The 22012-nt window shown below is 39.1% G+C and carries 19 protein-coding genes; 7 read left to right on the top strand and 12 right to left on the bottom strand.

The window, feature by feature from the left end:
• Positions 1-97 precede the first annotated feature (97 nt).
• Positions 98-2737: an AAA family ATPase gene (locus H6607_07615; protein MCB9262227.1), complete on the top strand. Its 2640-nt coding sequence runs from the start codon at positions 98-100 to the stop codon at positions 2735-2737.
• A complete protein-coding gene (locus H6607_07610; protein ID MCB9262226.1) occupies positions 2734-3462 on the top strand; it encodes a hypothetical protein in 729 nt (242 codons plus the stop codon). Before H6607_07615 ends, H6607_07610 begins: the two co-directional genes overlap by 4 nt.
• Here H6607_07610 and H6607_07605 read toward each other — a convergent pair.
• The 4 genes from H6607_07605 to H6607_07590 form a co-directional block, all read right to left on the bottom strand.
• Positions 3459-4013 (bottom strand): hypothetical protein, encoded by a 555-nt coding sequence (locus tag H6607_07605; GenBank protein MCB9262225.1) that lies wholly within the window; start codon positions 4011-4013, stop codon positions 3459-3461. The two genes, H6607_07610 and H6607_07605, sit on opposite strands and share 4 nt — an antisense overlap.
• A gap of 75 nt (positions 4014-4088) precedes the next feature.
• Complete coding sequence (locus tag H6607_07600) at positions 4089-5045, bottom strand: LysR family transcriptional regulator (GenBank protein MCB9262224.1); 957 nt, start codon at positions 5043-5045, stop codon at positions 4089-4091.
• A gap of 91 nt (positions 5046-5136) precedes the next feature.
• Positions 5137-6624 carry a hypothetical protein gene (locus tag H6607_07595; GenBank protein MCB9262223.1) on the bottom strand — a complete coding sequence of 496 codons (1488 nt, stop codon included), beginning with the start codon at positions 6622-6624 and terminating at the stop codon, positions 5137-5139.
• A gap of 39 nt (positions 6625-6663) precedes the next feature.
• Positions 6664-8559: a hypothetical protein gene (locus H6607_07590; protein MCB9262222.1), complete on the bottom strand. Its 1896-nt coding sequence runs from the start codon at positions 8557-8559 to the stop codon at positions 6664-6666.
• Positions 8560-8656: 97 nt separating this feature from the next.
• On the opposite strand from H6607_07590, the gene H6607_07585 reads away from it, so the two are divergent.
• Entirely contained in the window at positions 8657-10135 is a 1479-nt protein-coding gene (locus tag H6607_07585) for a proline--tRNA ligase (GenBank protein MCB9262221.1), read from the top strand.
• Here H6607_07585 and H6607_07580 read toward each other — a convergent pair.
• Entirely contained in the window at positions 10132-11262 is a 1131-nt protein-coding gene (locus H6607_07580) for a T9SS type A sorting domain-containing protein (GenBank protein ID MCB9262220.1), read from the bottom strand. The two genes, H6607_07585 and H6607_07580, sit on opposite strands and share 4 nt — an antisense overlap.
• A gap of 191 nt (positions 11263-11453) precedes the next feature.
• Between H6607_07580 and H6607_07575 the strand changes: the two genes are divergently transcribed.
• The 3 genes from H6607_07575 (at position 11454) to H6607_07565 (ending at position 13952) form a co-directional block, all read left to right on the top strand.
• A complete protein-coding gene (locus H6607_07575) occupies positions 11454-11663 on the top strand; it encodes a DUF2007 domain-containing protein (GenBank protein MCB9262219.1) in 210 nt (69 codons plus the stop codon).
• Between the two features lie 46 nt (positions 11664-11709).
• Entirely contained in the window at positions 11710-12732 is a 1023-nt protein-coding gene (locus H6607_07570; GenBank protein ID MCB9262218.1) for an SPASM domain-containing protein, read from the top strand.
• Positions 12733-12881: 149 nt separating this feature from the next.
• Entirely contained in the window at positions 12882-13952 is a 1071-nt protein-coding gene (locus H6607_07565) for an OmpA family protein (protein MCB9262217.1), read from the top strand.
• Positions 13953-14017: 65 nt separating this feature from the next.
• Here the strand turns inward: H6607_07565 and uvrB are convergent, their stop codons facing one another.
• Positions 14018-16033, bottom strand: a complete 2016-nt coding sequence (gene uvrB / locus H6607_07560) for an excinuclease ABC subunit UvrB (protein ID MCB9262216.1) — start codon at positions 16031-16033, stop codon at positions 14018-14020.
• 105 nt (positions 16034-16138) lie between these two features.
• Between uvrB and H6607_07555 the strand changes: the two genes are divergently transcribed.
• Complete coding sequence (locus tag H6607_07555) at positions 16139-17086, top strand: acetaldehyde dehydrogenase (acetylating) (protein ID MCB9262215.1); 948 nt, start codon at positions 16139-16141, stop codon at positions 17084-17086.
• An 86-nt stretch (positions 17087-17172) separates the two neighbouring features.
• Here the strand turns inward: H6607_07555 and H6607_07550 are convergent, their stop codons facing one another.
• From H6607_07550 to H6607_07525, 6 genes are all read right to left on the bottom strand, one after another.
• Positions 17173-17667 (bottom strand): hypothetical protein, encoded by a 495-nt coding sequence (locus H6607_07550; protein MCB9262214.1) that lies wholly within the window; start codon positions 17665-17667, stop codon positions 17173-17175.
• On the bottom strand, positions 17664-18218 hold the full coding sequence (locus H6607_07545; GenBank protein ID MCB9262213.1) for a hypothetical protein: 555 nt from the start codon (positions 18216-18218) through the stop codon (positions 17664-17666). Before H6607_07545 ends, H6607_07550 begins: the two co-directional genes overlap by 4 nt.
• A 218-nt stretch (positions 18219-18436) precedes the next feature.
• Entirely contained in the window at positions 18437-18937 is a 501-nt protein-coding gene (locus H6607_07540) for a hypothetical protein (protein MCB9262212.1), read from the bottom strand.
• A 164-nt stretch (positions 18938-19101) separates the two neighbouring features.
• Positions 19102-20145, bottom strand: a complete 1044-nt coding sequence (locus H6607_07535; protein ID MCB9262211.1) for a hypothetical protein — start codon at positions 20143-20145, stop codon at positions 19102-19104.
• Between the two features lie 415 nt (positions 20146-20560).
• Positions 20561-21199, bottom strand: a complete 639-nt coding sequence (locus tag H6607_07530) for a hypothetical protein (GenBank protein MCB9262210.1) — start codon at positions 21197-21199, stop codon at positions 20561-20563.
• 111 nt (positions 21200-21310) lie between these two features.
• The gene (locus H6607_07525; protein MCB9262209.1) at positions 21311-21958 is read right to left on the bottom strand and encodes a CPBP family intramembrane metalloprotease; all 648 of its coding nucleotides are present in this window, start codon (positions 21956-21958) and stop codon (positions 21311-21313) included.
• Positions 21959-22012 lie beyond the last annotated feature (54 nt).

The following is a 22012-nucleotide window of genomic DNA, read 5'->3' as shown; positions in this document are numbered from 1 at the left end:
TTTTTAGTTTCTTTTTTTACTTTTTCGTAAAATTATTGCAAGCCTCAAAATATGTGCATGGTTTATTAGGGTTTTTTACCAATTTTGACCCTACAATATGGCAGGGTCTGATTTAAAAAACTATCAGTTTGTTGAAATTAAAACCTACGGTTCTACCGAATGGTTGGCTGATAATAAAAAGAAATATCGCTCGGTGTTTGATAAGGCTGAGGTGGGTTATGTTTACTGTGAGTTTTCGTTTATCAATTTAAAATACAAGCAAAACGACTGGCCGCTGAAACTTAGTCTGAAATGTGTGGATGAAAATAAAAAGGAAATTTGCAACCTCAATTGCGACCGCACCGTTTCGTTTAATGCTCAAAAACTTTTTATCAGAGAAGGATGGGGTACGCGAAATGCAGGTGGGTTTTGGACCGAAGGTACCTACAAATGGGAAGCTTGGATAGATGGCGAGTTGGTAGCCGAAAAGGCGTTTTACGTGCAAAACTATGGAGTTGTTTCTGGTCTTGGTCAGCCCTACTTCAAAATAAATGGTATAAAATTTTACGAAGGACCAGATGCCAATGTGCAGCCCGAAAACAGACGATATTACCATACATTCAATCATCAGTTTACAAGATATGTTTGGGTAGAGTTTAGTGCCGAAAACCTGATAAATAATGTAAAATATTGGACCTGCGAGCTGACATTTAATTTTAGAACAAGTGCCAATTTGCTCAAAGGTTCTGTAACAAAACTGTTTTTTGTTTATCCGGGCGAGCCAAATTTTTTGCTCACAGTGGGTTGGGGGGCAGATATAATTGGCACATGGAGCAAAGGTGGCTACTATGTGGATGTGCTTTTTCAAGATAAACTTTTGGCCAGCAAAAACTTTAATATCGGCGATGATTATGTAGAAGCTGACAAAGGAGATTTTGAGGTGTTGAGGGTGGAGCGTGAGCATACAGAAACCAATTTTGATGCACCTGCTACCACGCGAGCCATTTCTTCAAATGCCCTCAATCAAGACGATATTTTGTCTGAACTGGATGATTTAATTGGGCTGACCGAGGTAAAGGAACGAATAAAAGAATACAGCCACTACCTTCAATTTATTGCTTTAAGAAAAAATAAAGGCATAGAGGATAACGAACCAATTAATCTGCATACAGTTTTTAGGGGTAATCCGGGAACGGGTAAAACCACCGTGGCACGTAAACTAGGGAAAATTTATAAAAGACTTGGCCTGCTCAGCAAAGGGCATGTGCACGAAGTAGATAGGGCCGATTTGGTGGCCGAATTCATTGGTCAGACCGCCCCAAAAACAAAGGCTGCTATAAAAAAAGCCAAAGGTGGAATCTTATTTATAGACGAGGCATATTCTTTGGCCAGAAAAGATGACGATGCGAAAGATTTTGGAAAAGAAGCCATCGAAATTTTAATAAAAGAAATGACTGCTGAGCCGGATATGGCGGTTATTGTGGCGGGGTATCCTGACGAAATGGATACTTTTTTAAACTCCAACCCAGGTCTAAAATCAAGATTCAATCAAACCTTTGATTTTGCAGATTATATCCCTCAAGAGCTGATGACCATTGCTGAGTTGGCCGCAGAAAAGCGAGGCATAAAGTTTAGTAAATCTGCCAAAGATTTGTTCTATAAAAAATTGGTTGATGCCTATCGTGACAGAGACAAATTTTTTGGAAATGCCCGTTTGGTCAATTCATTGGTTGAAGAATGTAAAATCAATTTGGGTATTCGGATAATGGAGGCCAAAAACCCGGAAAAGTTGAGCATGGAAGACTTGTCAATCATTACCGATAAAGAGATTGAAAACCTCAGCTTGTCAAAACAAGAAGCTATTCCTGATATTCCGATAGACGAAGATTTACTTCGCGAATCGGTAGATAAACTTCACCGAATGATGGGTCTGCAAAAGGTGAAAAATGATATAAATGACCTGATAAAACTGGTTCGGTTTTATAAAGAAACAGGCAAGGATTATAGAAAAGCATTTTCGCTTCATGCCGTTTTTACCGGAAATCCTGGTACAGGAAAAACCACTGTTGCCCGCATTCTGACTCAGATATATAAGGCCTTGGGTATTATTGAAAGAGGTAATTTGGTAGAGTGCGATAGACAATCTTTGGTTGGAGGATACGTTGGGCAAACTGCCATTAAAACAGGCGAAGTTATAGACCGTGCTATGGGTGGTGTGCTGTTTATTGACGAGGCATATTCTTTGACTGAGGGTGGAAATAGCGACTACGGCAAAGAAGCCATCGAAATTATCTTAAAGCGTATGGAAGACTTTAGAGGTAATTTTATTGTGATAGCAGCCGGATATACGGAAAATATGAGGCGATTTTTGGAGTCGAACCCTGGTTTAAAGTCGAGATTTGACAGAACATTCTTGTTCGAAGATTTTGAGCCTGCCGATTTACATTTGATAGCCGTAAATCAGCTGGCTGAGCATAACTTGAAACCAGACGAAGCCGCCGATAATTTGTTGAAAGAAATGATGGAGGTTATGTATGCAAGCCGCGACAAATACTTTGGAAATGGCCGAGCTGTCAGAAAAGTAATAGAAGAAGCTGTGCGAAATCAACACCTCAGAATGAGCGGGATTGCATCGTCAAAACGAACCAAAAAAATGGTTGGAACCATTACGGTTGATGATTTGAACATGCTTAAACTTGCTGAAGAAATAAAGGAAAATAAGAGAAAAGGTATCGGGTTTAATGTAAACGGTAAATGAAAAAGCTGATTCCATTTGTTGTATTGGTATGTCTTGCTTTGTTGGCAAAAGCTCAGGAATCCTCAAAATATTATCTTGGGTTTAATGCAGCCGACATGCTATTTAGACAAAATGGAAACGAGCCGACCTTGGTTTTTTCAAGAATGGCAGAAAAGAGCAATATGCGGCTACAATTCGGGTACAACACGTTGTCGGGAGAAATTAGCCGAAGTTCGCACCAGCCAAATTCAAATTTTAGCGGTAGGTCGGTTGATACAACCATTTCAAACAGCCCGTATGAGCGGAGAAATTATACGGTAAAGTTTGCCTATTTGAGGCATCAAAACGTTTTTGAAAATTTTCGCGTTTATGGTGGCATTGAGCCATTTTGGGGTCAAAATTACAATCGCAGTGAGCTAAATATGGACGTGGCTTTTGATTTTGGAAATAACAATACCACCTTTATCTATACAAAAAACAAAACCAAAAGCAAAGCTTATCAATACGGGTTAGACTTTGTTTTGGGTGTGGAGTATGATTTGAACGAAAGGTTTAAATGTGGCATAGATTTGATGGCCAAATGGAAAAATCAAACCACAAATAGCGATGTGTTTAATTATACAAGGCAGTCAAGTTCTTTTAACCCCAGTTTGTTTGAGCAAGAAAGTTCCGGAAAAATTAAAACAACCGAAATTTCAAATACGTTTTATCCGTTAGGAGGATTATTTCTGCTTTATCGAATTTAAATTCCAAATTTTTTGGTATCCATACGGTATTTTGGAACTACCTTAACAACAACGGCAGAATCTGTCAAAATCCGACTATTTGTTTGGTAAGTCATGCGGCACGTAAATTCATTTCCTTTTAACAAATCAGTATAGTCTTTGGCTGCATCTTCAGGTCGAAATTCAAAATATCTTGCACCCAAGGGAACCGAGTCTGCTCCACCCAAAAGAAATTCGTCCATATCTTTTCCTTTGATGTATATTTCAAAATTCTTCAAAAAATCAAAGTTGGCAGTGGAAGCTGATTTTAATCCGTCTATTTCAAGTGCCAGACTCTCCATTGTTGAACTCTCAAGTTTGTTATAAGACGAACTATGGTCTTCAATCAATCCTTCAAAATCAGTAATCAAAGTGTCAGAAAAGGCCTCAAGATCTGTTGATATGCTGGTGTTGGTTGAATCCAAAACAAATCGATTGACAAATGTGGCTATAAATTGGGTGCGAGCGTCAAAGTTTGCACATCCACCCCATACGAGGCTACCTAAAATTGAAAGGAAAATTAGTTTCTTCAAAATACTACTACTAAAAAGGGGACGCAAGTTACATTTTTTTTTAAAACCAAATGCAGAATAATTTTCGCCGTTTGGTTATGTAAGTTTTACAACATGCGTAGAGCTGTTTTCTTTTAGTGGAGCTGGAACGCATAGTTGCAGGGTTTTGTAAAAAGCCTCCGACAATTTAGACTTTGCAAAATTTCGGGTATAGATAAGGCTTACCTCACGCACATGGTCTCCATCTTTTACGTTTCTTACGTTTCGCTTTTCATTGGCAGTAAGTTCAATTGATGACCATTCTGGAATAACGGTTGCACCTCCTTCTAAGTTCACAATTCGGATTAAGGTTTCTATTGAGCCACTTTCATAATTGAAGGCACTCATTTGTGGCGAAAGATTTTTGAGTGAACAAAGGTTTATGGTTTGGTTTCTAAAACAGTTTCCTTCGCTAAGCAGCCATAATTTATCTTTTAATAAATCTTCAACAGCAACAAAAGGTTGATTGTAGGCAGGGTGCTTAGGATTTAAGTAAACACAAAATTTTTCGTAAAAAATGGGTTTTTCTATCATACCCTCTATTTCTAATGGAGTGGCAACAACACCCACGTCTAAATGGTCTTTTTGCAAAAGATTTAAAATTTCATCGGTCATCAATTCTCTTACGTGTAGCCGCAGGTCTGGATACTGTTTACTTATTTTACTTATGAGGTAGGGCATAAGATAATTGGAAATAGTGGGAATTATGCCCACGGCCAACTCTCCCGAAACCGAACCTTTATATTCCAATAAAATATTATCGATTTTTTTGGTTTCGTTTATTACCCTTTTAGCTTGTTCAATCACAAGTTGCCCAACATCTGTGGGTATGATAGGCTGTTTACTTCGGTCAAAAAGTAGCACCTCCAGCTCATTTTCTAATTTTTTAATTTGCATACTCAAGGTGGGTTGGGTAACAAAACAAGCATCGGCTGCTTTGATAAAGTGCCGATGCTCGTCAAGTGCAATTAGGTATTGAAGCTGTATAAGTGACAGGTTCGAGATTCGTGACATTGTTTACTCTTTTGTCACAAAGAAAGAATGAAATATTTATAAATCAAATTGATTGATGCTGAAAAACAAATTTTTATTTCTTATATGATTTTTAGAAAACAGTACTCAGTGTAACAACAATGGTGTTATTGCCTAAGTTTGAGGTTGCAACAGGCACAATACCTGAATTTAAAGTGTATGGCTGAATGGTTTGCTTTTGAAATTTTTGCACCAATGCCACATCCAAACCCCAGTTTTTGTCTTTTATTCCAATTCCGGTGGTAACATAGGTTCGAGCCAAATTTCGGTCAGAACCGCTGGCCAACGGACTGGCATAATTTGCAAAGCCTCCTCTAAATCTTAGCATTTTATAAACGTATTCACCTCCAATTCTCAAATTAACGGCCTTGTCGTATTTTTCCGAAATGGTCTCATTTGCAATTTCGAAGGCATTGATTGTTGGTCGCAAACGCATGGTGGAATAATCAACAATTTCTGCATCCGCCGAAACAAATCCGTTTTTGCCAAATAAGTACGCGGCACTCAATGTAGAAATCATCGGACTAATAAGTTTGTAGTTGTAGTATCCGTCGGATGATTTATATGTGCCGTAGCTGCCGTTGTCAAATTCAACATTCAGCTTGTCAGAGTATTCGTCTTTCAAATTATAAAGTGTTGGAGTTTTTAAACTTGCACCAAATCGCACATTGTCGTTTGCCCTAAAAATCAATCCTAAGTTGGCACTAAAACCAATGCCTTTTGTCAGCAAATCTTGTTCGAGCGACCAAGAAGACCAATTGTTATAATTGGTACTTTCATCAATTTCGGTAAATCGGTTTTCTTCTTTATACCGAACCGTAGTTAAAGTTACTCCACCTCCAATGTAGAGTTTGTTTTCGTAGTTTGATGCTAAACTAAAATTAATGTCATTCATCGAACCCTTAGTGGAGAGGATGTTTTTCTGGGTTAAATCTCTATCAAGATTATCGATGGCTGCCGCGTAAGTTCTGTTGCCCACACTATCAATCAAATAAGCATCCCAAAACATGGTCTCTAAATCATTATACCCATATTGAAGCTCATTTGAAGAAGCAGAAAGATCGTCAATAGTGAGACCATTGGCCCGCTCTGCAAAATAGTCGAGCATGGAATTGTTGGTGTTTAAGCCCGAATAATTAATGATTCCAGAAAAATTGTTTGTTCTGTTCATTGATATAGCCACATTGGTATTTATCCAACCAGTTTTGGCAGGTTGCCGATTTTCATATTTCCCGTTGTAAAAAACAAAACCGATTCCTGGAACCTGCATACTGAAGTCAAAATCTTTTTTAGTCTTGTCTAAATAGGTGGTTTTGCTTTTGGCATTCAACATTCCGGCTCCCAGTGTAAAATTGTTGTTTCTATATACTGCAAGTCCTGCAGGATTTATTTGAGTCGAGGATAAGTCGGCTCCGAGAGCCCCGAAAGCACCTCCGGTACCCATTGAGCGGGCAGTGCTACCCAATTCGTTTTGCGAATATCTTAAGGCATCAATATCTCCTTGAGCCCAAATTACCTGGCATGAAGCAGCCAGTAAAATTGAAAATATCAACTTTTTCATACGTGTTTTTTTAAGATGTTAAACTTATTTTATCTAATGCTATCTTCTTGATGGCATGCTACTTCTACTTGGAGAACTGCTAGGTGATGCACTTCTTGATGGACTGGCAGACCTACTTGGAGAAGCACTTGGTGTGCTGCTCGGAGTTACAGTTCTAGAAGGAGTTGAAGAACGACTTGGCTCTGGAGAAGAGCTTCGGCTTGGTGCTGCACTTCTTGATGGCGTGGCCGATCTATCAGGCGTGCTGCTCGGAGTAACTGTTCTGGAGGGAGTTGAAGAACGACTTGGCTCAGGTGAAGAGCTTCGGCTTGGTGCTGCACTTCTTGATGGCGTGGCCGATCTATCAGGTGTGCTGCTCGGAGTAACTGTTCTGGAGGGAGTTGAAGAACGACTTGGCTCTGGAGAAGAGCTTCGACTTGGTGCTGCACTTCTTGATGGCGTGGCCGATCTATCAGGTGTGCTGCTCGGAGTTACAGTTCTAGAAGGAGTTGAAGAACGGCTTGGCTCTGGAGAAGAGCTTCGGCTTGGTGTTGCACTTCTTGATGGCGTGGCCGATCTATCAGGTGTGCTGCTCGGAGTAACTGTTCTGGAAGGAGTTGAAGAACGGCTTGGCTCTGATGTGGAGCTGCTTGGTGTAGCACTTCTTGATGGAGTTGCAGACCTATCGGGTGTATTACTTGGAGTTACAGTTCTACTAGGTGTATTGCTTTGATTTCTATTTTCTGAAGAACCATTTGACTCGTCAATGCTACCTCTATTGCCAGTAGAAGTAGGGTTAATCGTTCCACTGTTGCTTCTTGATGGGTTATTCTCTTTTGATATGTTGCCTCCTGCATTGGGGGTTCTTGACGAACCACCTGTCGGAGTTCCGGGTTGAGCCACATTACCACGAGTGCCGGTTTCCGGTATGTCGGAAGATACTACTTCGCCACGCCCAACAGGTGGTTTAACCTCGGGAGTTTCCATTCTACCGGAGCTACGTGGTTTTACTTGATCATTTCTGCCTTGTGTCGGGGTGTTGGTTCTAACAGTTTGTCTTGGACGGTTGTTTGTACCTGAGTTGTCATTTCTAACAACGCCACCATTTGAACCACCAGACGAACCAGAACCGCCCGATCCTCCGGAGTTGTTATTAACGTATCTTACTCTTGTGTAATTTTTTCTATAACCGTAGTTATTGTAGTAGCTGCCATAATAAGGATAGTTGTAGTATGGCGAATAATAGCCGTAAGAATAACTTTGATAAGGATACCCATAGGAATATCCATAAGAATAAACGGGTGTTGGGTAGCATGTCCAACCGTAATTGTATCCATTATACCATGAACCATACGAATAACCTACATAAACAGTAGTTCTTCTGCTTCTCCACGGATGCCAAGGTCGGTAAGTTGTATATCCGTACGAATAATAGGATGGGTAATAGTTGTAATTGTAGGAAGAATAGGGATAGTTGTAATCATACCAACCACCATATCGGTAGTTTCCTCTATTATAAGAATAGCGGTTGTATGAGTTGTCATAATATCCATCGTTATATCCATCGTTGTAGCCGTCGGAATAATAATCATCACCATTCATTCGGTTAAAATGGTCTTCATAAGAAAAACCGTCGGATGCTAAACCGTTTGTTTGATTTTGGTTGTACACATCATTTGTTTCGTCCGAAACTTCTGTGTCACCATATACTTCTTCAACCGTTGAATTTGTATTGTCTGTTTTAGTATAATTTGCATCTACTTTTTTAGACTGATTTTCGTATTTAATAACTTCCTGCTTGTTATCAGATGTTGTCTTTTTAGCGTTTACCTCTTCATCGTTTGAGGAATAATACAAATCATCATAAACCGGGGTTTGACCGGTTTGAGAGCCCTGCAAAGCCGCACATGACGTGAGGATGGTGGCTGCTGCTGTTAAAGTAAAGAACGTTTTCATCTGTCTATTATTTTTAAAGTTATTAAATCGGAGAAGTCATACCTTTGCCTTCTTTTTAATTATATACGCAAAATACATTCCAAGTTTCTAAATATTTATGGCATTTGAAAAAGTTACACGCGAACAAAATTATTCAAAATGGTACAATAATTTGGTTGAAAACGCTGATTTGGCCCAACATTCGGCAGTAAGGGGTTGTATGGTTATAAAACCTTATGGCTACGCAATATGGGAAAAAATGCAGCAACGGCTCGACAAAATGTTCAAAGAAACAGGACACTCAAATGCCTATTTTCCGTTGTTTGTACCAAAATCATTGTTTGAAGCCGAAGAAAAAAATGCCGAAGGTTTCGCAAAAGAATGTGCCGTGGTGACACATTATAGATTAAAAACAAACCCAGACGACAAATCAAAATTGATTGTTGACCCCGAAGCCAAACTGGAAGAGGAACTTGTGGTGCGACCCACCAGCGAAGCCATTATTTGGAATACCTACAAAGGTTGGATTCAATCATACAGAGATTTGCCAATATTAGTAAACCAATGGGCTAATGTGGTGCGGTGGGAAATGAAGACACGTTTGTTTTTGCGAACTGCCGAATTTCTTTGGCAAGAAGGACACACGGCTCACGCCACAAAAGCTGAAGCTGTGGCCGAAACCAAGCAAATGCTGGAAGTATATGCCGATTTTGCCGAAAACTTTATGGCCATTCCGGTTATAAAAGGCGTGAAAACCGAAAACGAACGATTTGCCGGAGCGGACGACACCTATTGTATCGAAGGCTTGATGCAGGATGGAAAAGCCCTTCAAATGGGCACTTCTCACTTTTTGGGGCAAAATTTTGCCAAAGCGTTTGACGTAAAATACGCTACCACCGGAGGAAAACTGGAATATGTGTGGGCAACAAGTTGGGGGGTTTCTACTCGGTTGATGGGGGCTTTAATAATGACCCACAGCGATGATGAAGGATTAGTGTTGCCACCAAACTTAGCTCCGATTCAAGTGGTAGTTGTGCCTATTTACAAGGGTTTGGAGCAACTTGAGCAAATTTCTATCAAAGCCAACGAAATAAAAAAATCATTAGAGGCAAAAGGCTTTTCGGTAAAATATGATGACCGCGACACCCAAAAACCTGGATTTAAATTTGCCGAATGGGAGTTAAAAGGGGTTCCGGTGCGAATTGCCATTGGCCCAAGAGATTTAGAAAACGGAACGGTAGAAATTGCCCGACGAGACACCAAAGAAAAAGAGGTGTTACAAATGCAAGATTTGCCCAACAAGGTAGAGCATTTGCTTGAATCGATACAACAAAACTTGTTTTTGAGAGCCGAAACTTTTAGAGACAATCACATAACCAACGTAAACACGTGGGAAGAATTTAAAAACGTGTTGGAAAACAAAACCGGTTTTATTTCCGCCCATTGGGACGGCACTGGCGAAACGGAGGAAAAAATTAAACAAGAAACAAAAGCCACCATTCGCTGCATACCGTTTGATGCAAAAGAGGAAGCTGGTGTATGTGTTTATTCCGGGAAACCTTCAAACAGAAGGGTGCTTTTTGCAAAAGCGTATTAGGTTTTTAGAAAACGAAAATTCTGTATTCCTTCAGAATTTATGAAAGTTAGCACATAAATTCCTGATGACAAATGGGATACATCAATGCAATGGTTTGATACCGTTAATTCTGAAACAATCTGACCAAACGAATTATAAATGGTAAAAAGGGAGTTTTTGGTATTGGTTGAAATATGCAGGGTGTTTTCCACCGGATTGGGATATAAAAGCTGTGTTTCTCTTTGTGCTGGGGCATTTCTAAGTGGAAAGTCGGTAATATGAATTACGGCTGTATCCTTTATTTGACACATTCCATTGTTTACTTGAGTTTCATTAAGCAAAGTAGATACAATAACTTGATACCTGCCAGAGTATTTGAACCGATGCTTTTGCAGAATTTCGTAAGAAGTTGTTATCCGTTTTGTACCATCGCCAAAATCCCATAGGAGGCTATCGGCTCCTGAATTTTCCTTTACAAAAAAACTGGCCCATTCCTTTGTACCATATTCAGATTGTCCGGCAATTAGTTCAATTTCTGGCAACGGTTGAACAGTCACAATAATTTTCCGAGGTTTTTTGCCATTGCTTGAGCTTGTGTCAGGGTAAACTCTATTGCATCTCATATTGGTGCCATCCTCCATAAACATGGAAATTGAATATGTGCCCGTCTCATAAATGTGTTGAAAGTCCCAGCCAATATCATCAGAGTATGAGACGCTTCCATCTCCCCAAAGCATTATCCAAGTGGGGTCATACATTGGTTTTGAACTAGTGTTTTTTATATTTACACGTGTGTTTTCGCAAAACAAAAAACTGTCTTGGCTAATGTTTATGCCGTTTGTGATTTCAAATGATGGTGCCGGTCCGGGAATAAATACCTCTTTGGTAACCGTATCCGCACATCCGAGTTTTGTTTCAACAATTAATGAAACGTCGAAAAATCCTGACGAGCTGTAGTTGTAAGTTATTTCCTTACCAAACCGAGGATTGGAGTTATCTCCCAATATCCATTGAAAACTTATTATAGTGTCTTGAACTGCAACAAAAGAAGAATCTTTTAGCAATAGCCTTAGGTCGCAAGGGTCGCCACCTGTCTCTATGTTATAACTAAAATTGGCGTTTACTTGAGCAATAACTCTGTAGTTCAAAATGAGAAAAGCGAATGCTAAAATAAATTTATCAAACTTCATTTGTTATGTTTTGTACTTTTGATTCACAACCCAACAGATTTGTTGCATATAACTTCAAATGTACCATTGTTGCAAAAAATCTTTTTAAAAGCATTTTCAAGATATTAGCCATTTAAAAAACCCGACCAGCATTTATCTATTTTTGCAATATGCAAAACCCCACCTTACTCAAAAAATACTTTACCAGTATTGAGGCACATAATGCCAAAAATATGTTAGAAACGAATGGTATTGAGGCTTTTGTGCTTGGCGAAACGGCCACTATTACCTATAATTTTTTTACACCGACTGATGGCGGAATCCGACTGATGGTGGATGAGGTTGACATGGAGTTGGCTCAAAAATTACTAAAATTATAGAGCCTATTCATCTTTGGCCACCGCCATAAAAGCCTAATTTCGCGGCGTGAAGGCTCAGTTGCTCGACATTATTAATTACCTAAAGGTTTTGTCAACCAAAAAGTTGATAAATGCTTTTCGCATATTAGGTAGCTATTATGTCTCCCGACTTACCAAAAAAAATAAACACCGAGGCTTGCCCATTGCCATTAGCATTGAACCTACCACTTCCTGCAATTTGCGTTGCCCACAATGCCCAAGTGGGTTAAGACAATTTACCCGAGAAACGGGAATGTTGCAGCCCGATTTGAACAAAACTATTATCGACCAACTAAAAAAAACACTTACCTATATTACCTATTATTTTCAGGGCGAGCCTTATTTGAACCCTGATTTTTTGGAAATGGTTAATTACGCTTCACAAAGCAATATCTACACCGCCACCAGCACCAATGCCCACTACCTCACTCCGGAAAATTGCAAAAAAACGATAACTTCCGGGTTAAAGCGTTTGACCATTTCTATCGATGGCACCTCGCAGGATACCTACGGAAAGTATCGGATTGGAGGCAATATTGAGAAGGTGTTGGAAGGTACAAAAAATATTGTACAAGCCAAGAAAGAAGCGGGGAGGGGGCCATACATTATTTGGCAGTTTATCGTGTTTAGTCACAATACCCATCAAATAGATGAAATTAAAAAACTGGCAAAACAATACGGAGTTGATAAACTGGCCATAAAAACTGCTCAAGTATATGATTTTGAAAATGACACAAACTTAATTCCAACAGAATCAGGGTTTAAATATGCTCGATACAAAATGGAAAACGGCAAAATGAAAATAAAAAGTAAACTGCTAAACCATTGTTGGCGGCTTTGGCACAATTGCGTCATAACGTGGGATGGAAAAGTGGTACCTTGCTGTTTTGATAAAGATGCTAAGCACCAATTTGGCGATATAAATTTGGCTCAATTCAAATCAATATGGCAAAGTGCGGAGTACAGCTCATTTCGGTTGCTTATACTCAAGTCTCGGCGAAATATAGACATCTGTCGCAATTGTACCGAAGGAACAAGTATTTGGGCATAATCTTTAAGCCACTAATTGTCAAAATTTTAAAAATAAATTTAATTTTTTTTTTATTTCTAAAAGAACCTTTAATATTGAAGTGTGAGATTAAGATGACAATTCTTAATGTCGCAAGCATTAGTAAGACACAATAGAAAACTTATAAAATAATGAATAGAAAATTACTTTTTTCTTTTGGCGTAATGGCGGTTTTAACTGCAATTTCTTTTACTTCAAACGCTCAGAATGCAAGCAATAAGTTTGGTATCGAGATAAACGGTGGGATTAGAGAATATGGTGGAGACAGACAAGTTCAATACTTTTTAGCCGTTAAGCCCAATTATCAAGCCATCGGCGGTTCGTTGGGATATAAAATTAACAAAAGTTTTGATGGGCTTCTTTTTGGTTCGGTTGGTGATTTAGGAGCTCGTGTTGGAGCTTTTCCACGTCAAGGATTTACTGCTCATATTTCGGATGTGATGTTTGGTTTGAGATACAAATTTGCAAACGATAAATTTATGAGCGAATTGTCAAGAATAAAACCATATCTTCAAGCTGGTTATGGTGGTATGAAGTCTATTTCAAAAATCTATCACGACCACGAAGGGTATTCGCCCAACTATATAAACAATCGTGTATGGTATGCCGCACATTGGGCTGCCGGAGGTGGTGTAAGAATTGAGTTGATAAAAAATATTGACTTGTCGTTGCAAATGTTATACAACTACTCTTACGACGATAACTACGATGGGTATCCTTTCTCTTTGAGCCGTGTTAAATTGAATGCAACACACGATGCTTATTTGTATTCTTCTGCCGGGTTTGTTTATAACTTTGTTAAGGATGTGTATGTACCCAAACAAGAGGAAGAAGTTCCAAAAGAAATTATTGCTCGTGTTGAATTGGCTGCTAAAAATATTCACTTCGAAACAGCAAGTTCTACAATCAAAACCGAGAGCTATCCTGATTTGGATACCATTGTTGAGATATTGCTTGATAACCCAACCTTGCAAGCAAGTGTAGAAGGACATACGGATAATGTAGGCGATGATGCTGCCAATCAGGTGTTGAGTCAAAAGCGTGCTGATGCTGTAAAAGCATATTTGATTGGAAAAGGTGTTGATGCAGCTCGTATTACTGCCACCGGATATGGCGAAACGGTTCCGGTTGCCACCAACGATACTCCAGAAGGAAGAGCTTTGAACAGAAGGGTTGAGGTTCGACTTTCATACAAGAAATAAAAGGTATTTCTATATTAAAATTACTAATAATAAAATCCCTCTATCAATCGATAGAGGGTTTTTTTTTAGAGCATTTTTTCTAATCGGGCAATTTCGTCTCTAAATCGGGCTGCCTCAATAAAGTCAAGTTCTTTTGCAGCTTTTTGCATAAGTTTTTTGTTTTGGCCAATGGCTGCTTTTATTTGATCTTTGGTCATGTATTTATACACGGGGTCGGCAGCCAGACTTACCTGCTCATTCTGCAAATAAGGTTTTGTTTCTTTGTTTGCCTTGCGGTCGGCCACAGAGGTTTGTTCTAAAATAGATTCTTTCGATTTTTTAACCGTGGTTGGCACAATGCCATGGGCGGCATTGTGTGCCACCTGAATTTCTCGTCTTCGGTTATTTTCGTCTATGGTTTTTTTCATAGAGTCAGTCATGTTGTCGGCATACATTATTACCCGTCCGTCTTGGTTTCGTGCTGCCCGACCAATGGTTTGGGTAAGCGACCGATGCGAACGCAAAAAACCTTCCTTGTCGGCATCTAAAATAGCTACCAACGTTACCTCGGGCAAATCCAAGCCTTCTCTCAATAGGTTTACGCCCACCAGCACATCATACACACCCATTCGTAGGTCTCTCAATATTTCTACCCTGTCCAGCGTTTTTACTTCTGAGTGTATGTAGGCACTGTTAATATTCAGTCGTTTTAAATATTTGTCTAACTCTTCGGCCATGCGTTTGGTTAGAGTTGTTACCAACACTCGCGAACCTTTTTTAACCTCGTTGTCAATTTCGTCAAGCAAATCATCTACTTGATTAAAACATGGGCGAACTTCAATGACAGGGTCAAGCAATCCTGTTGGACGAATCAATTGCTCCACCACAACCCCTTCTGATTGAATCATTTCATAATCGCCGGGTGTGGCACTGACATATATTACTTGATTTATCAAATTTTCGAATTCATCAAACTTCAACGGTCGGTTGTCCATGGCAGCAGGAAGTCGGAAGCCGTAGTCCACCAAATTCATTTTTCTCGACCTATCGCCGCCATACATGGCTCTAACTTGAGGTAGTGTTACATGGCTTTCGTCAATTATCATCAAAAAGTCTTTGGGGAAATAATCTATCAAACAAAAGGGTCTTGTGCCGGGCAAACGGTCGTCCATGTAGCGACTGTAATTCTCAATTCCGCTGCAATAACCCAATTCCCGTATCATTTCTAAATCGTATGTAGTTCGTTCCTCAATACGTTTGGCCTCCAGCGGTTTTTCATTTGCTTTAAAATATTCTACTTGTTTCACCATGTCATCTTGTATTTGTTTGATGGCATGATTGAGCCGCTCTCTCGGCGTTACCCACAGATTGGCGGGAAAAATGGCTGCGGTGTCCAATTCTTCTTCTGTTCTGCCCGAAATGGGGTCGATAAGTGAGAGTTCTTCTACCTCATTCCCGAAAAATGTTACTCGCAATGCTCTGTCGTCATAGGCCAGAAATACATCCACATTATCTCCTTTTACCCGAAACGTGCCTCGTTTAAAATCGGCCGTGGTGCGGCTATATAAACTTTCAACCAAGGCATAAAGCAATGTATTACGACTCATTTTTTGGCCACGTTCAAGTCGGATTATACTAGTTTCAAAATCGCCCGGATTTCCGGCACCATAGATACAACTAACCGAAGCTAACACAATAACATCTCTCCGCCCACTCAACAACGAAGAGGTGGCACTTAATCGTAGTTTTTCAATTTCTTCGTTTATCTGAAGGTCTTTTTCAATATAGGTGTTGGTGGTGGGTATAAATGCCTCTGGCTGATAATAGTCGTAATACGACACAAAATATTCTACGGCATTTTCCGGAAAAAACTGTTTAAACTCGCCATAAAGCTGGGCAACAAGCGTTTTGTTATGGCTAATAATAAGCGTTGGGCGTTGCACTTGCTGAATAACATTGGCCATGGTAAATGTTTTTCCACTACCTGTAACACCCAACAAAGTTTGAGCCTTAAATCCATCGCTGAGTCCTGATATCAGTTGCTTTATCGCTTCCGGCTGATCGCCTTTCGGTTCAAATTCGGATGTAAGTTTAAACGCCATTGGGCAAAGATAAACAGTCGAGTTCAAAATGTTTTGGACTCTTTTTGTTCAAATTACGCCCTGAATCTTTTTTTAAAGAAAAAATCCGTTGTTTTGAACCATAATATGAAGGCAAAAGCAGCAATTATTGGTTCGGGAAATATTGGCACTGATTTGATGATAAAAATTATGCGAAACTCCAACGTGCTCGAAATGGGCGTGATGGTGGGCATAGACCCCGACTCAGACGGACTGGCTCGAGCGAAACGCATGGGGGTGGCCACCACACATGAAGGTGTGGACGGACTGATTGCCATGCCCGAATGGAGCGAAATTGAAGTAATTTTTGACGCCACCTCTGCCAAGGCTCATTTGTATAACTTTGATAAAATCAAAAAATTCCCCAACAAAAAAGTGGTTGATTTAACCCCTGCAGCCATTGGCCCATTTGTTATTCCGGCGGTAACTTTTAACTCCAAAATTTCCGGTCAACAAAAATTTGAATACCCGTTTGATACCGGAATAAATATGGTGACATGCGGCGGACAGGCTACCATACCCATGGTAGCGGCAGTAAATAAAGTGGCCAAAGTGCATTATGGCGAAATTGTTGCCTCCATAGCCAGCAAGTCTGCCGGGCCAGGCACTCGGGCAAACATTGACGAATTTACCGAAACAACGGCACATGCCATTGAAAAAGTGGGTGGGGCTGCTAAAGGGAAAGCCATCATAATTTTAAATCCTGCCGAGCCGCCATTGGTAATGCGAGATACTGTTTTTACGCTAAGCGAGCAAGCCGATAAAGAAGAAGTGCGAAAAAGCATTCATGAAATGGTGGCCGAAGTGCAAAAATATGTACCGGGCTATGAGTTGCACCAAGAGGTTCAGTTTGACGACATTTTGCCGGGGAACCCCGTTTTTATTGAAGGCATTGGACATGTGAGTGGACTAAAAACTACCGTTTTGCTAAAAGTGGTAGGTGCAGGCCACTATTTGCCGACATACGCCGGAAATCTTGATATTATGACCAGTGCTGCACTGGCTGTGGGCGAGAGGATTTGTGGGTTTACCTAATGAGATGCGGCGGCAAGCCTCTAAAATTTTTTAGTTCCGAAAGTTTCGGGTAATAGCGTGGGTTTATGGGTTTGCTGCTCATGATTTTATTTGGAATTTTTTTCTTGCATGGTGGATACATAACACTTAATGCATTCGGACAATCTTACATTCGTATATTCATCATCCCATGGTAGATCGACAATATTGGAATTAGCCCACTGGAAATTGCTCGGACCTCCACTGGTAACCTTTACTATCGGGTCATCGCCCTCATCCAAATAAACAAATTCAAAACCATTTCCCACTCCATAATTGCTTGTAATTAATATCGGACGATTAAATGTGAGTCTCATACGGCTCATTTCGCTAAGCACTGAGTCGTGAAAATGCTCAGCACCGCCATTTGCGTCAAAAAAATAATTCTCCTTTCCTGCTAAGTATAGAAACTCTTTAACCACCAGCGGAAAAGCATTGCCGTTGTTGTATTTTATTTCAAGCCGCCGTATTTCTGCCTCGCTAAAGCCTTGGCAAGTATCTGTGAATAACCCATTGTTAAATGTAGGGTGCTGACGTATAATATTTAAGTATTTAATATTCATATTTTATCCATTTTTCTTAGGATTTCTTTAATACTATATACATTATCTCTCACATATTGCAAATATTCCCTTGTGGGGGTATTGTTACCCTGAATATTTTTAATGGCTTTATTAACATCATGAATTGTAATAAAACTTAATATGGTTTGGAAAGGCACAATAAGAGCGAGAAGTTTTAGTTTTTTCTTATAATCATTTAATTGTTCCTCTAAGCAACTTGAACACCCTACATAAGATAACTTTCCCCAAAAAATCAAAACAACAATAAAGTACAGATAGCTTATATTTACGACGTTAATTCCTTTGTTTGTCTTACCGCAATATGGACAATCGCATGATCTGTATAAATTTGCAATTTTCCTAAACTCATCTTTTGTTACATCCTCCTCAAGAATTTTATGGAATTCCTTAACTTCTGAATCAAGGTTTCTTCTTTTTAGTTCTGAGGTTATTGCAATCTTTGCCTCTGGTTGCAAAGAATCAAATTCATATTTTGCAATATGTTCAAGTTTCCTGTCTGGGAAACGCCTGTAGGTTTCTTCAAAGTTCATAAATCAATCTTTAGCATTATCGTTTTGTGAAAGAGCAGAATTATGTTATGCTCCAAACTACTTCGAAAGTACAAAAAAGGGATATTTTCAGTATTCATGACGTTAGTGTTTCTTTTTCATTTTGGCTGTAAGCCAAACACTTCCGGTATGCGATTTACATCCATTAGTTCCGAAAGTTTCGGGTAATAGCGTGGGGTTATGGGTTTGCTGCTCATGGTCTATTTAGAATTTTTTTCTTGCCTGCCTAATACATAATCCTTAATACATTCGGACAATCTTACATTCGTATATTCATCATCCCATGGTAGATCGACAATATTGGAATTAGCCCACTGGAAGTTTTTTGTGTGCCCAGTAGTAACCTTCACTATCGGGTCATCGGCCTCATCCAGATAAACAAATTCAAAACCATTTCCCACTCCATAATTGCTTGTAATTAATATCGGACGATTAAATGTGAGTCCCATACGGCTCATTTCGCTAAGCACTCCGTCATGAAAATGCTCAGCACCGCCATTTGCGTCAAAAAAATAATTCTCCTTTCCTGCTAAGTAAAGAAACTCTTTAACCACCAGCGGAAAAGCATTGCCGTTGTTGTATTTTATTTCAAGCCGCCGTATTTCTGCCTCACTAAGGCCTTGGCAAGTCACCTGTATTCCTGCTAACTTATAGGTAAACGTCGGATAGTCCTTAATTATATTTAAATATTTTATATTCATATTTCTGTCTTTATTTCTTTAATAAATTTAAAAAATCTACTGCACTTTGTGCCTCTGGGTGTGCATTTATCTTAACTTTTATTTTTTTACCACTTTGATTGGCAAAATCTAAGAACCCAGCCAAATATTGCCTACATGAGCCGCAAATGAATGCAAGGAATTCTTTATTTGGAGACATAACGCCCCTTTTTACTTAGTTTGTTGAATAATAAAAGCAGCAATGTAGATGCCAACAAAGTGAAAAATATCAATGCATTATTGTTGATATACTGTATGGCTGGAGTATAAAACAGGACAATGGCAATAAATACGGATAATCCAAAAGAAATGGAAACCGCAATCGCAGGTTTCTGTCGCATGAGTTTAACCAACATTGCAGTAGTGGCAGGTATTGTGGATTGAAGCAAAGAGACTCCAATGCCCAGTGTAACAATATTTTTCTTTAGAATTGTCAGAAAGGGTAGTGATAGGCACAGGGCAATAATGGAGTATTTGACGTGGCCAATTTTATCAGCCAAAAAACTGCCAATCAGTTTGCCGAACATGGCGGCAATTGCAACCACTATTAACCAGTTGTAATTTTCTTGTTTTACCATTTGGAATACGTCCCAAATAAAAGATCTTAAACTAATTGCCGTTAAGAGAATAATCATCAGAACATCATGTCTCTCTACCAAAGGCTCTTCTATTTCGGGTTTGAGATAGTTGGGAGAGGGTTTGTAAGAGATCATTAATAGAATTAAGTATGAAAGGCACATGCCAATTGCAGGTAAGATAAAATCGATTCTTTTGTATGCAAGATAACCCCCAACAATCAAACCCACCACACCAGGCGATGCAAAAATGCCAATGCCAAATGCCTTGCCATCTTTCCGAATAGATTCTACACCGCCCGTAACATGGATAACAGCCGAGGCTATTCCTGAAAAAAGAATGGCTAATTTGGGCGAGAAATTTAAAAACCCAAGTGAAGCAACCAACAACAGAAATGCACCAATCAAATACTTTTTCGGCATAAAAATGGTTTCAAGTATTTTGGCAAAAGCCAGTTGCCCACCAAAAGCAATAAGGTTATATATAAGCGTATAAATGCCCAATTCTAAAGAAGAATAATTGTGATAAAATAAACTGCCAACAATGAATCCCGCAATGCAATCATTAATTCCGTGACCCAGACCAAGTGTTAGATATTTTCTTGTTTGAGACATTATCGTATTGTCTTCAATATCAAGTATAAAGTGGCGTAAGTGAGAAGATTCATTAGAATATTGGCCACAATAAGTTTTCTTGTAGGAAATGTTTTGTTTAGATATTTGAGAAGGACTCCTTCTACAATAACGGTCTGAAAATAATAAATCAGAAGCAAAATGAGCAGTCGATTGTCACTTCTGTTTTGTACAAGATATTCCGACAGTTTTTGGAATTGAAAATACAGTAAGAGACCAATTATCAATGAGCTCAAGTTTGCAATAAAAGCATCGTAAAGGCATTGTAAAAACATTTTGTATTTGAAAAAATACAACACAGAGCCTTCTATAAGCAGGGTGCTTATTAAGTGAATCAAAAAGAAAACAGGAATGATTATCAGTCCTTGTGCACCATCTAAGAGTATAAATTTTAGTGTCATTTCGTTTGCTTATTATGTTTTTTTAAAGCGGCATTTAATTTTTTTGATTGCGATTCCGAAAGTTCTGGTGTTTTTAAGGCAATTATTTTGTCCATAATTTCTTTTTCGTTTGGGGTGGATATTGCGGGTAAAATTGTCTCCACCCTTGTGGCAAAATCAATGGGTCTGCATTTTTCTAAATAATCAAAAAGCACGGGCAGCAGTCTGCTTTTATATGCATCGTTTTGCAACGAAACGTAAACAAGCGTTTTTATTCCCCAAACCTCCGTAATTAATGTACCTTGTTTTATGGTTTGCAGCAATAAATCTATTTTTTTGTAGAGGTCATCTGCTTTTTGCGGGGCTATGGTGGCAAGGGCTATCATACTCCCCCAAACCATTCTGTTATTTTTCGACTCTAACAATTGCAAAAAAGTATCCGCATAGGCTTCTATCAACTCCGGTTTAATATACCCAATTTCATAAAGAACTTTCAGACAATCGCTGGCTACTGAAGTATTCTTGTCGAACAAATAATTGGATATTTCCTCTATTCCGGTTGTGTTGTTGGTGTTGGCCAATTCTCTGGCCAATTCTTGATTTGGAACTTCGTTGCGAATATTCCGATAGAAAGCAATTTTATTAATCCATGTCATGAGTATTGTTTCAATTTGTTAAAAACCATATTGACCAACGTTGGATTTCTCATTCCGTTCGATGGTTTGTAGAATAGGTCAAATATAGAAAAATGTTACATCACTGCTATCTCATTTCAAATTCAGCAGGTTGCCAAACATTTCCAAAAAAGGGTCTCTATTCACTACTGTGTAAAAGAAAAGTGCACCCAGCAGGCCGTGAAATAACCCTAAGGCATAGAGGTTTCTTTTTTTGAGATAAATGCTGGAATAAATCAATGCCAAAACAAATGTCCCGACTATCAACCAGTAATACGGATAATGGATGGCTGCAAAACATATTGAAGAAACAAAGATGATGTAAATATCCTTCAAGGGTTGACCCTCAAAATCTTTCAAATTGCCTGCAATAAGACCAACTAAAAGAAATTGTTGTATAACACCCCAAAGGGGGTAGAGTATTAAAATTGGGATAATATGCCATGAGATATTGATTGTTTGCCGGATGTAACCAATGGCAAAACAGGCAATCAAAGAAATAGCTGCAAACGGAAGAAGTTTAATAACCACCTCTCGAAAATTGTTTTTGGAAAACCCCCAATAGGCCAAAATTTCATGATTTTGACGGTATCGAATAAAAACATAACTCACCCAAAAAAGAATGGCTACAGTGGTGAATGTAAATCTCCAGCCCAAAAAATCGACAAACAGAAATTTGCCCAAAGCCGTCAAAAAGGCCGCAGTTATCTCAAAAATGCGGGTGTTGTTTGAAATGGTCATCAAATCCAATTTGCACAAATATAGTAGAAGGAGACACAACAAAGAACGGTTGAA

The organism is Flavobacteriales bacterium, from assembly GCA_020635395.1.
Classification (GTDB): Bacteria; Bacteroidota; Bacteroidia; order NS11-12g; family UBA9320; genus UBA987.
The sequence above is the reverse complement of the archived record's forward strand: the minus strand, read 5'-3'. Positions and strand labels throughout refer to the sequence as shown.

Excerpts from the sequence above, each read along its gene's own strand:
- H6607_07615 (MCB9262227.1), top strand. The coding sequence starts at position 98 with ATGGCAGGGTCTGATTTAAAAAACTATCAGTTTGTTGAAATTAAAACC.
- H6607_07610 (MCB9262226.1), top strand. The coding sequence starts at position 2,734 with ATGAAAAAGCTGATTCCATTTGTTGTATTGGTATGTCTTGCTTTGTTG.
- H6607_07600 (MCB9262224.1), bottom strand. The coding sequence starts at position 5,045 with ATGTCACGAATCTCGAACCTGTCACTTATACAGCTTCAATACCTAATT.
- H6607_07595 (MCB9262223.1), bottom strand. The coding sequence starts at position 6,624 with ATGAAAAAGTTGATATTTTCAATTTTACTGGCTGCTTCATGCCAGGTA.
- H6607_07590 (MCB9262222.1), bottom strand. The coding sequence starts at position 8,559 with ATGAAAACGTTCTTTACTTTAACAGCAGCAGCCACCATCCTCACGTCA.
- H6607_07585 (MCB9262221.1), top strand. The coding sequence starts at position 8,657 with ATGGCATTTGAAAAAGTTACACGCGAACAAAATTATTCAAAATGGTAC.
- H6607_07575 (MCB9262219.1), top strand. The coding sequence starts at position 11,454 with ATGCAAAACCCCACCTTACTCAAAAAATACTTTACCAGTATTGAGGCA.
- H6607_07565 (MCB9262217.1), top strand. The coding sequence starts at position 12,882 with ATGAATAGAAAATTACTTTTTTCTTTTGGCGTAATGGCGGTTTTAACT.
- uvrB (MCB9262216.1), bottom strand. The coding sequence starts at position 16,033 with ATGGCGTTTAAACTTACATCCGAATTTGAACCGAAAGGCGATCAGCCG.
- H6607_07555 (MCB9262215.1), top strand. The coding sequence starts at position 16,139 with ATGAAGGCAAAAGCAGCAATTATTGGTTCGGGAAATATTGGCACTGAT.
- H6607_07550 (MCB9262214.1), bottom strand. The coding sequence starts at position 17,667 with ATGAATATTAAATACTTAAATATTATACGTCAGCACCCTACATTTAAC.
- H6607_07545 (MCB9262213.1), bottom strand. The coding sequence starts at position 18,218 with ATGAACTTTGAAGAAACCTACAGGCGTTTCCCAGACAGGAAACTTGAA.
- H6607_07540 (MCB9262212.1), bottom strand. The coding sequence starts at position 18,937 with ATGAATATAAAATATTTAAATATAATTAAGGACTATCCGACGTTTACC.
- H6607_07535 (MCB9262211.1), bottom strand. The coding sequence starts at position 20,145 with ATGTCTCAAACAAGAAAATATCTAACACTTGGTCTGGGTCACGGAATT.
- H6607_07530 (MCB9262210.1), bottom strand. The coding sequence starts at position 21,199 with ATGACATGGATTAATAAAATTGCTTTCTATCGGAATATTCGCAACGAA.
- H6607_07525 (MCB9262209.1), bottom strand. The coding sequence starts at position 21,958 with ATGACCATTTCAAACAACACCCGCATTTTTGAGATAACTGCGGCCTTT.